This is a genomic window from Micrococcus lylae NBRC 15355 (assembly GCF_001570885.1).
In the GTDB taxonomy this organism is placed as follows: Bacteria; Actinomycetota; Actinomycetes; order Actinomycetales; family Micrococcaceae; genus Micrococcus; species Micrococcus lylae.
In genome coordinates this window covers 1-10,821 of record NZ_BCSN01000070.1, presented here as the reverse complement: position 1 = coordinate 10,821, position 10,821 = coordinate 1, and the positions used below count along the sequence as shown (strand labels likewise).

Genomic DNA, 10,821 nt, shown 5'->3' with positions numbered 1-10,821 from the left:
CCTGCTGAGCCGGGCCCAGGCGTCGTCCTGCTGGAACTCCTCCAGCTCGCGACGGTGCGGGCGCACCAGCACGTTGTCGAGCGTCAAGCGGCGCACGGCGTCGCGGAGTTCGTCTGCGGCCGCCTTCCGCACCGGGTGGCCTTCCTGCGCGGCATCGTCGCCCGTCTCCGCGCCGGCGCTCCCCTCGTCGAGAGCGACGACGAGCTCGAGGCGGTCCTCGAAGAGCCGTTGGCTGAGGGACTTCTGCGTGGAGCCGGCGGACTCGGGAAGGTCTTGGTTGAAGAACTCGAGGTTCTGGCAGACGTCGAAGACCAGGAAGTCCTCCTTGTCCCGCCCCGGCCCGTAGAGGTCCGGGCGCAGGCGGGTGCCGCGGCCGATCATCTGCCAGAACTTGGTCTTCGAGCGCAGGAGCTTGAAGAACACGAGGTTCACCACGTCGGGTACGTCCACGCCGGTGTCCAGCATGTCCACGCTGATGGCGATGTGCGGCGCCTTGCTCGGCGTCTTGAACTCGTCGATCAGGGTCTCCGCGTAGCGGCTGCCGTGGGTGATGACCTGGGCGTGCGTGCCGCCGAGCTCGGGCCACTGGGCGTCGAAGCGCTCCTTGATGAAGTCCGCGTGGGCCTGGTTCTTGGCGAAGACGATGGTCTTGCCGATCCGCTCGCCGTCGGCCACCTTGTGGCCGTGCTCCATGAGCACGCCGAGGACCTGGTCCACGGTGTCCGCGTTGAAGAGGAAGCGGTTGATCTCCTCGCTGGTCACTTCCTCGGGGATCTCCCCGTCCTCGCCCCAGTCCAGCGCGTCCCAGACCTCCTGCTCCTCGTCCGGGAGGTCGTCGTACCGGATGCCCTCGCGGAGGAAGCCCGTGCCCACGGAGACGCCGTGCGGGGGCACCAGGTACCCGTCCGCCACGGCCTCCTCGAGGCTGTAGGCGTCCGTGGGGACCCCCGCCTCGAGCCCGAAGAGTGCGTAGGTGTTCCGGTCGATCTCGTCCTTGGGCGTGGCCGTGAGGCCGACGAGGAGGGCGTCGAAGTGGCGAAAGATCTCGCCGTACTTCGCGTACACGGAGCGGTGGGCCTCGTCCACGATCACCAGGTCGAAGTAGCCGGGGCCGAAGCGAGCGCCCTCCCGGTTCGACTCCTGGATGAGGTTGAGCATGGTGGGGTACGTAGACGCGTAGACCCGGCCCTCCCCGTGGCGGTTCTTGAGGAGGTTGACGGTGGTCCCCTCGAAGCCGTTCTCCACGAAGGCGTCGGCGGCCTGCTTCACCAGCGTGGTGCGGTCGGCGAGGAACAACACCCGTTTGACCCAGCCGGCGCGGGCGAGCTGGTCGACGAGGGCGACGGCGGTGCGCGTCTTCCCGGTGCCGGTGGCCATGACCAGCAGCGCGGCGCGGCGCTTGTTCTCGAAGGCTTCGCCGATGGCTCGGATGGCCCGCTCCTGGTAGGGGCGCCCGGCGATCTCCGCGTTGACGGGGGTCTGGGCGAGCGGCCGGCGCACGTGGCGTCGGCGGATGAGGGTCTCGAGCTGGCTGCATGTGTAGAAACCGCGCACCTGGCGGGGCGGGTAGCCGGCTGCGTCGTCCCAGAGGTAGTGCTCCACGCCGTTGGTGTAGAAGATCACGGGGCGGCGGCCGAAGCGCGCCTGGAGGGCGTCGGCGTAGCGCGCGGCCTGGTCCTGGCCGAGCTGCACGCTGGCGGTGGTCCGCTTGGCCTCGACGAGGGCAAGGGGAAGGCCGTCGGCGCCCCACAGCACGTAGTCCACGTACCCGTCCCCGGTGGGGGTGGGCATTCCTGTGACGGGGAACTCCCGGTCGCGGGGACTGGAGAGCGGCCAGCCGGCCTCGTTGAGCAGCTGGTCGATGAAGAGGTCGCGGGTCTGGTTCTCGGTGTAGTCGCGTGGGTCGACGGCGGCGGCGGACCGCGCGGCCTTGGCCTCGGCCAGCGCCTGACGGGCGGCGGCGAGCTCGGCCTCGAGGTCCTCGCGGGCCTGTTCGGAAGCGGCGAGTGCCGCTGCGGCCTCGGCGTCCTTCTGCTCGAAGAGGGCATTGAGCCGGACCACCTCGTCCAGGGTGAGCGGGGCAGCCTGAGGTGCGAGGGAGGGGTCAAAGCGGGCCTGCATGTCCAGCGATGCGGCGGCGGTGGAGTGCCGGAAGGCGGCCCATAGGAGCACGTGGTGGAGCTCCTCGAGAACGAAGGCGGCCGTGCGCGGGTCGACCTCCTTGAGCTGGTGCACGGCATCGTTGCCGCGCTGCCGGATCACGTTCAGCTTGCTCACGATCCGCGGCTCCGCCTCGTGCAGGAAGGCGTCCGCGTTGATCCGGGCCGCGAGGTCGGCCTTATAGGGCTCGGGGAGGCCCCGGAGCCGGTAGATGCCCTCGACCACGAGTTCTGCGGTGCGCCGGGCGTAGAAGCAGGCCGAGCGGGGATCCGTGTGCAGGTAGGACTCCGCACGCGAGGCGTTCTCGAAGACCTTCGGCCACACGGTGGCCAGGAAGTCGAAGTTGCTGCTCATGGCCGTGACCCTTTCCCGTTCGTGTCCCGCCTCATCCCAGGCGATGCTCAGTTTCTCAGAGTTCGCCCCGGAAGGCACGGGACTGGAGGGAGGCGAAGAGGCCCCGAGCACGATGTTGCCGAGCTGACCGCCGTACTCGCAGTTCTTCGACCTGCTCACAAAAACGCCGAAATTCACTTTGCTTCTCCGTCGAGATGACCGGTATTCTCAGCCCGCGAATTGCGTCGAAATTCAGCCCATCTTTTGTCTGACCTCGATTCGCACCCCGCATTTGACGCACGCCTTCGGGAGACTCCAGAAACGCTGCGAGGAAGTGCGGGTCAAGTGACCGCGTGCGCAATATCGCCAGGTGCTGACTAATATACCCATCAATGAGTTCATCCCGAACGATCCCAGCTCGCCCGAGATCCGCCGTGATGCTTAGCAAGACATCATCCCGCTGAACACGAACGCGCCTCTCTTCAGCCCCCTCCGGTGGGGTCACTCGAGCCAATCCATCAAGCTCAATCCGCCCCCTGCCGATATTTTGAATACGAATGAAAGGAAATCCATCTGGCGTCGTAAATTTCCCCCACCCGCGCGGACCACTAGTAAGGAAATCCAGCTGATCACCCAGGGCAACGGTGGCAGTAGAGTTGCTGATCAGTGTCCTAAGAGCGGAATCCCGGACGGCACCCTCCGCAACCGCCGACTTGCCCATGGAAGCGATGACCCTCTTGGCAACGTCAAGAATCGCGGCAATGCGGCGTTGCTCGTCAAGCGGCGGGAGAGGGAGTAGCAAACCCGCTACATCTTTGCGATTGACCTGGAGGAACGTGGCTCCTCGCCCCTTGGAACGAAGGTCCGGTTCCACCCATGACATCACATGCCACAGGTATCGCGTGTCGATGGCCTGGGTCGCCCGGATGCCGGCCACACCTCGTCCTAGGCAATACTTGTCATCGGCTACCACTTTCGCCCCGATGGACGCCCTGATACTCAGGACAATGTCCCCCACTCTGGAGATTTTCCCTGGAGCTGACGTGAACTTCGACGGGACAATCTGCCCGCCTTTGAAATCTCCGGCACCAGCGATCAGTCCGAGACCCTCCCCCGATGAGTTGTAGCTCGACCCGGGGGGTGCCTGCCCCATGACGACCTCCGCCACGTCTCCTAAGGCCACCGTCGTCCAGCCGGGCTTCACCGCAACATCTCCTTGAGCTCGGCCAGGCCCGCGCGGATCTCGTCGTCGAGCTGTTCCAGTTCCGCGATGATCTCCAGCGGGTCCCGGTGTTCGACCTCCTCCACCTCGATCTCCTTGTACCGGTTCAGGGAGAGGTCGTAGTCGTTGTCCACGATCTCCTGCTTGGGCACCAGGAAGGACTGGTCCGTGCGGGCCCGGCCCGCTTCCTCGTCGCGGCTCCGCCACCGCCGGAGCACGTCCGGCAGATCGTTGTCCGCCACCGGGTTCCGCTTGTCGTCCAGAGAGAACCCGTCCGCACGGACATCGTAGAACCACACGTCTTCCGTGCCCCCGGTGCCCGTCTTCGTGAAGAAGAGCACTGCCGTCGAGACCCCCGCGTACGGCTTGAACACACCGGAGGGGAGCTTCACCACCGCCTCCAGCAGGTGCTCCTCCACCAGGATCCGCCGGATCTCCTTGTGCGCCTTGGTGGAGCCGAAGAGCACGCCGTCCGGCACGATCACCGCCGCCCGGCCACCGGGCTTGAGCAGCCGCAGGAACAGGGCCATGAACAGCAGCTCGGTCTTCTTGGTCTTCACCACACGCTGAAGGTCCGCCGCCGTGGAGTCATAGTCCAGAGAGCCCGTGAACGGGGGATTCGCCAGGATCAGCGTGTACTTCTCCGAGTCCCCGGCGGCCCCCTCGGAGAGCGAGTCCCGGTAGCGGATGTCGGGGGACTCCACGCCGTGCAGCAGCATGTTCATGGAGCCGATCCGCAGCATCGTGGAGTCGAAGTCGTAGCCGTGGAACATGGAGCGGTGGAAGTGCTCCCGCTGCTGGTCGTCCACCAGCGCCTGCGGATGTGCCTCCCGGATGAACTCGGACGCCTCCACCAGGAAGCCCGCGGTGCCGCACGCCGGATCGCAGATCTCGTCCGCCGGCGTCGGCGCCACCATCCGCACCATCAGGTCGATGATGTGCCGTGGGGTGCGGAACTGGCCGTTCACGCCGGAGGAGGCCAGCTTGGAGAGCAGGTACTCGTAAAGGTCCCCGTTCGTGTCCCGGTCCGCCATGGGAAGCTGGTCCACCAGGTCCACCACCGTGGCCAGCAGGCCCGCGTTGGGGATGGTGAAGCGGGCGTCTTTCATGTGCGCCGAGTACGTGGAGTCCTCCCCGCCCACCTGGCGGCCGTACTCCCGCAGGAACGGGAACACCGCGTCGGACACCGTGAGAAACATGGTGTCCGGGTCCAGCTCCCTGAAGCGAGACCAGCGTAGGTGATCCTGCTCCGGCGTGAACTTCGGGTCCTCGATGGGCCCATTCATAAAGGCGGCGCGCTTCTCCTGGGCGGTATGCAGCTCGTCTAGCCGGCGCAGGAACAGCAGGTAGGTCATCTGCTCGATGACCTCCAGGGGATTCGAAATGCCGCCCGTCCAGAACGTGTTCCAGACGCGGTCCACCTTGGTCTTGAGGTCTCCGGTGATCACCCGAACAGCGTAGGGCACCGGGGTTCCGTGGCCATCCGTGGTGTGCGAGAATCGCACACATGGCTCTCACTACCGCTCAAGCCCTCGGATCACGTCTGCGTGCCGCCCGAGAGCGCCGCGGACTCTCGCAACAGGCGCTGGCCGAGGCTGTAGGACTCGACCGGACCATGGTCAATCGGATCGAGGGCGGCCAGCGCAAGGTCACCGCCCTCGAGCTGGCAGCGATCGCGGACGCGTTGCAGGCCCGGATGCAGTCGTTCTTCACTGACCCTGCCCCGTCGATCGTCTCCCATCGCTCCGCCCAGGGGTTGGACGCCACCGAGTCCGCCGTGGACCACCTGCTGACCGAGCTGGCTGCCGCCGTCGAGTTCCTGCACGGCCTGCGTCCCATCCAGGGCCTCGCCACGCGGGAGCCGTGGGAGCCTCCCACGTCTACGGAGGCCGTGGAGGGCATGGCCGCCCGCGCCCGCGCGGAGGCAGGATACGGTCCGGATGAGCCGGCCAAGAATCTCCAGGATCACCTGGCCACCGCGGGTCTGCTCCTGTTCTCGCAGGACTTCGGAGCTGACGCCGCCGATGCGGGGTCCGTCCTTCTGGAAGAAGGCGGGGTGGCCATCGTGAATTCCGCGCCGAAAGTCGGACGGCGCCGCCTTTCCGCGGTCCACGAATTCGGGCACTACCTCCTCGCGGACGAGTACACCGTGGACTGGCGCACCGCCCACACCGGCCCGGACATCGAGGGGCGCATCGATCGGTTCGCTCGAGCCTTCCTCCTGCCGGCCACCGCCATGGCGTCAGTCTGGCCGCGTGCCGTGACCGCGAACGGCACCCGCACGGCCGCTGTGACGATTGCGGGGTCCTACCTCGTCGACATGTCGACTTTGGCGCGCCGGCTTCAGGACCTCGACCTCGTGGACGCCTCGACGGCGAATGACATCCGCGCCGTGCAGACCACGCAGACGGACATCGTCACGCACGACCTCTACCCCTCCCATGAGCTGGAGGGCCTCACACAGCCCCGGACCTATCAGAAACACGTCCTGGCACTCTTCGAGGCCGAGAAGATCTCGCGCGACCGTGCGCTCGGACTCCTCGGCGGCACTTTCACAGATGCGGACCTCCCCGAGCTTCCCCCGCGCCAAGAGCAGGAGATCTGGGAGTACGTCTCGTGACGGAAGGCCCGGTGACCCACGTGTTCGACACGGGGCCACTGCGTCATTTCACCCTGAACGGGTGGCTCGGCGTGCTCAAGTTCTTGACCGGCGGGCGCATCGTGATCCCGGAGAGCGTGGAGCGGGAGATCAAGGACCAGCAGCATCAGCATGCTGCGCTCCGCCAGATCCTCGACGCCGACTGGATCACGGTGGACCGCAGCGACGACCTGGAATACCTGGCCGCGTTCGCCCGGTACGAGGAGCACCTCGTGGACGGCGGAAGGAATCGGGGCGAATGCGGGGTCCTCGCGCTCGGCCGAACACGTGGACATCGCATCGTGATCGACGACAACGTACCCCGCGTGTTGGCCAAGAACGAGAAGCTTGACTGCACGGGTACCCTCGGGCTCCTTTGCGAGGCGATCCGTGCGGACAAGCTGACCGTCTTCCTGGTCGAGAGCCTCGCCGACGATCTCCTGGCGAGTGAGTACCGACTCCCCTTCGGTCCAGGCGGGTTCCGGCAGTGGGCTGCCGAGAACGGGCTGCTCACGTGATGACGCGCTAGCCCACTTTCCCACCCCCTGTTGTGTTCACGACTCGCCGCGCGCCCGAATGGCAGACGGCGAGTCGTGAGCACAACGCGAGAGACGGGGCTTTCTGCCCCCTCAGTGCCCCTCGGCCTCGGCGCCCGCGGACTCCTCGGCCAGGTCCTGCGGCTCGGCCTCGGCGGACACGCCCGCGAGGGCCTCCGCCACGGCGGCCAGCACGGACCCGTCGCGCAGGGCCTGCTCGGCGGCGGCCAGCTGCGGGGCCATGTACTCATCCGGGCCGGGGCCGGGGACGCCGGCGTCACGGAGCACACGGACGGCGGCGCCGGTCGCGGCGGCCGGCTGCAGCGGGGCGCGCAGCTCGATCGCGCGGGCGGCGGCCACGAGCTCCACGGCGAGCACACGGCGGAAGTTCTCCACGGCTGAGCGCAGCTTGCGGGCGGCGTGCCAGCCCATGGAGACGTGGTCCTCCTGCATCGCCGAGGACGGGATGGAGTCCACGGACGCCGGCACGGCCAGGCGCTTCATATCCGAGACGAGCCCGGCCTGCGTGTACTGGGCGATCATCATGCCGGAGTCCACGCCCGGGTCGTCCACCAGGAACGCGGGCAGCCCGTGCGAGCGGGCCGGGTCCAGCATGCGGTCGGTGCGGCGCTCGGACATGCTCGCCACATCCGCCACCGGGATGGCCAGGAAGTCCAGCACATAGGCCACGGGCGCCCCGTGGAAGTTGCCGTTCGAGCTCACCCGGCCGTCGTCGAGCACCACCGGGTTGTCCACGGTCGCGGCGAGCTCGCGCTCGGCCACGGTGCGCACGTACGCGAGGGTGTCGCGCAGGCCGCCGGCCACCTGCGGGGCGCAGCGCAGCGAGTAGGCGTCCTGCACGCGGGAGTCGCCTTCGCGGTGCGAGGCCACGATCGGCGAACCCGCCAGGATCTTCAGCATCCGGTCCGCGGACCTCGCCTGGCCCGGGTGGGGGCGCAGCGGCAGGTGCAGCTCCGGCACGAACACGCGGTCGGTGCCGAGCAGCGCCTCCACGGACATCGCGGCGGTGAGGTCCACGGTGTCGGCGAGCTCCTCGAGGTCGGCCATCGCCATGATCAGCATGCCGAGCATGCCCTCGGTGCCGTTGACCAGGGCCAGGCCCTCCTTCTCCCGCAGCTCCACCGGCTCGATCCCGGCCTCGGCGAGCGCCTCGCCGGCCGGACGCAGCTCACCGTCCGTCCCGACGACGTCGCCCTCGCCCATCAGCGCCAGGGCCACGTGGGAGAGCGGGGCGAGGTCGCCGGAGCAGCCCAGCGAGCCGAACTCGCGCACGGCGGGGGTGATGCCCGCGTTGAGCATGGCCACGAACGTCTCGACCACCACGGGGCGCACACCCGTGCGCCCGGAGGCCAGCGTGGTGGCGCGCAGGAACATCAGCGCGCGCACGACCTCGCGCTCCACCACCGGGCCCATGCCGGCGGCGTGGGAGCGGATCAGGGACTTCTGCAGCTGCGCGCGGGACTCGAGCGGGATGTGCTTGTCCGCGAGCGCGCCGAAGCCGGTGGAGACGCCGTAGGTGGGGGTCTCGGCCTCGGCCAGCGCTTCGACGTGGCGGCGCACCGCGCCGACGGTCTCGAGCACGTCGTCGGCGAGCACCACGCGGGCATCGTGGCGGGCCACGGCGAGGACGTCGTCCAGGGTGGCGCCGGACGTGCCGAGCGTGACGCTGGCGGCAGTGGTGGTGGTCATGCGGTGCACTCCTCGGGTCAGGGGGTTTCGGAGGGAGAGGCCGGCTCCGGACGGGTGCGTGCGGCCTCGCATGCGGACGGGTGGGTGGCCCCGGCTGTGATCGTACGCGGTGGAGGCTGTCAGGCCACGCGACGGCCCGCGCGCCAGACCGCGTGGGTCAGGGGCATGCCGGGGCGGTAGGCCAGGTGAATGGCGGCGGGCGCGTCCAGCATGTGCAGGTCGGCGCGCTTGCCCACCTCGATGCTCCCGACCCGATCCTGGGCCCGCAGCGCCAGCGCTCCGCCGTAGGTGGCCGCCTCGATGGCCTCGGCCAGGGTCAGGTGCATCTGCAGCACGGCGGTGCCCACGTTGAAGTTCTGGCTGGTGGTGTAGCTGGTGCCCGGGTTGCAGTTGGAGGCCAGGGCGATCGGCACACCGGCGTCCAGCAGCTCTCGGCCCGGCGCCAGCGGGGCACGCGTGGACAGGTCGCAGGCGGGCAGGCACCCGGCCACGGTGCCGGGCTCGCCGGCGCGGGCGGCCGCGTCCCAGCCGGCCCAGGTGGAGGCCAGGGCGGCGACGTCCTCGTCTGTGAGGTGGTTGACGTGGTCCACCGAGGCCGCACCGTACTCCACGGCCACGGCGACGCCGGGCCCGTGTTCGATCTGGTTGCCGTGCAGGCGCAGCCCCAGCCCGGCGGCACGGCCGGCCTCGAACACTCGCCGAGTCTGGTCGCCGTCGAAGGCACCGCGGTCGCAGAACACGTCCACCCAGTCGACGTGCTCCCGCACGGCCTCGAGCATGGGCCCGACGACGTCGTCGAGGTAGTCCTCCGCCTGCCGTCCCGCGGGGACGAGGTGGGCACCGAGGAAGGTCACCTCGTCCACGAGGCCCTCCGCGCGCAGTCCGGCCAGCAGGCGCGCGTGGCGCGCTTCCTCCTCCACGGTGAGCCCGTAGCCGGTCTTGGTCTCCAGGTAGGTGGTTCCTCCGGCCACCGCGTCGGCCACCCGGCCGCGGACCAGCTCGGCCAGGCGCTCGTCCGAGGCGGCACGGGTGGCCTCGGTGGTCACCCCGATGCCGCCGGCGGCGTAGGACTCACCGGCCATGCGGGCCTCGAACTCGGCGGAGCGGTCCCCGTCGAAGACGAGGTGGGTGTGGGGGTCCACCCAGCCGGGCAGCACGGCCCGGCCCTCGGCGCAGGTGCGTCCGTCCGCCTCCGGGGCGTCGGCGGCGGCGCCGATCCAGGCGATCGTGCCGTCCTCCACCACCACGGCGGCGTCGTGCAGCACGCGGGACTCGGCGTCCACGCAGGTGAGCTCGCCGATGTCGGTGATCAGGTGGGAGGTCATGCGGGTCCTTCCGGGTGAGGGGGCAGGGGCGTGCGTCGGTCGGTGTGGCCGGCGGTCAGACCGCGACGGCCGCCACCAGGTGGGCCAGCGGGGTGGCGAGCAGGATCGTGAGGATCACGCGCTCGGCCCAGATGACCACCAGGTGCCACAGCTTGATCGGCAGGTCCGTGGCCAGGATGGCAGGGACCACGGCGGAGAAGAAGATGATCGCGGAGACGCAGACGACGCCGATCACGAAGCGGGCCACGAGGTCGTCGCTGCCGGCCAGCAGGGTGGCCGGGATGAACATCTCGGCGATCGAGGTCGCCGCGGCGGTGGCCATCAGCGACGGATCGGAGAAGCCGAGGATCCAGAAGAACGGCCAGAACACCAGGCCCACCCAGGTGAACACCGGAGTGTAGGTGGCCAGCACCAGCGCGATCAGGCCCACGGACATGATGGACGGCAGGATCTGCATGACCATCACCAGGCCGTCACGGAAGTTGATCCAGATGTTCTTCGGCAGTGACGGTGCCTCGGCCAGGGTCTGCTCGGCGGCGCGGCGGGCCACGGCGAAGCGGTCATGGGTCACCGGCTGCTCCGGGCGTGGCTCCGCTCCGGGGTAGACCTCGTCCGGGATGCGGCTCAGCGGCGGCAGGCGCACCACCAGCGCGGTCACGGCGAACGTCACCACGAGGGTGCCCACGAAGTACCAGAGCCACACGCCCATCAGGTCCAGCGTGCGGGCGACGATCACCATGAAGGTGGCCGAGACCGTGGAGAAGCCCACCGCGATGATGGCGCCCTCCTTGGCCGTGTAGCGGCCCCCGCGGTACATGCGGTTGGTCAGCAGCAGGCCCAGCGCGTAGGAGCCCACGAAGGAGGCGACGGCGTCCACCGCGGAGCGGCCGGGCACCC

8 protein-coding genes are annotated in these 10,821 nt (G+C 69.0%); 2 read left to right on the top strand and 6 right to left on the bottom strand.

Translation table 11 applies throughout. The annotated features are described in order from the left end of the window. From MLY01S_RS11085 to MLY01S_RS11080, 3 genes are all read right to left on the bottom strand, one after another. Window positions 1-2,514, bottom strand: a 2,514-nt coding sequence (locus tag MLY01S_RS11085) for a DEAD/DEAH box helicase family protein (RefSeq protein ID WP_067192085.1), incomplete at its 3' end; no start/stop codon positions are given. Between the two features lie 55 nt (window positions 2,515-2,569). Further along, window positions 2,570-3,697 carry a restriction endonuclease subunit S gene (locus MLY01S_RS12230; protein ID WP_082740135.1) on the bottom strand — a complete coding sequence of 376 codons (1,128 nt, stop codon included), beginning with the start codon at window positions 3,695-3,697 and terminating at the stop codon, window positions 2,570-2,572. Beyond that, complete coding sequence (locus tag MLY01S_RS11080) at window positions 3,694-5,163, bottom strand: type I restriction-modification system subunit M (RefSeq protein ID WP_067192083.1); 1,470 nt, start codon at window positions 5,161-5,163, stop codon at window positions 3,694-3,696. Before MLY01S_RS11080 ends, MLY01S_RS12230 begins: the two co-directional genes overlap by 4 nt. Before the next feature lie 59 nt (window positions 5,164-5,222). Between MLY01S_RS11080 and MLY01S_RS11075 the strand changes: the two genes are divergently transcribed. Both MLY01S_RS11075 and MLY01S_RS11070 read left to right on the top strand, forming a co-directional pair. After that, a complete protein-coding gene (locus MLY01S_RS11075; RefSeq protein ID WP_082740134.1) occupies window positions 5,223-6,335 on the top strand; it encodes a helix-turn-helix domain-containing protein in 1,113 nt (370 codons plus the stop codon). An 11-nt stretch (window positions 6,336-6,346) separates the two neighbouring features. After that, window positions 6,347-6,871, top strand: coding sequence for a PIN domain-containing protein (locus MLY01S_RS11070; protein WP_245232113.1), 525 nt, complete (start codon window positions 6,347-6,349; stop codon window positions 6,869-6,871). Between the two features lie 111 nt (window positions 6,872-6,982). Here the strand turns inward: MLY01S_RS11070 and hutH are convergent, their stop codons facing one another. The 3 genes from hutH to MLY01S_RS11055 all read right to left on the bottom strand — a co-directional run. Further along, window positions 6,983-8,599 (bottom strand): histidine ammonia-lyase, encoded by a 1,617-nt coding sequence (gene hutH / locus MLY01S_RS11065; protein WP_067192077.1) that lies wholly within the window; start codon window positions 8,597-8,599, stop codon window positions 6,983-6,985. 119 nt (window positions 8,600-8,718) lie between these two features. Continuing rightward, window positions 8,719-9,924, bottom strand: coding sequence for an imidazolonepropionase (gene hutI / locus MLY01S_RS11060; RefSeq protein WP_067192074.1), 1,206 nt, complete (start codon window positions 9,922-9,924; stop codon window positions 8,719-8,721). A gap of 55 nt (window positions 9,925-9,979) precedes the next feature. Continuing rightward, window positions 9,980-10,821: YjiH family protein (locus tag MLY01S_RS11055; protein WP_169795149.1), on the bottom strand; the 842-nt coding region annotated here is incomplete at its 5' end.

Coding starts and splice junctions, on each gene's coding strand:
- MLY01S_RS11075 (WP_082740134.1), top strand. CDS start 5,223: ATGGCTCTCACTACCGCTCAAGCCCTCGGATCACGTCTGCGTGCCGCC.
- hutH (WP_067192077.1), bottom strand. CDS start 8,599: ATGACCACCACCACTGCCGCCAGCGTCACGCTCGGCACGTCCGGCGCC.
- hutI (WP_067192074.1), bottom strand. CDS start 9,924: ATGACCTCCCACCTGATCACCGACATCGGCGAGCTCACCTGCGTGGAC.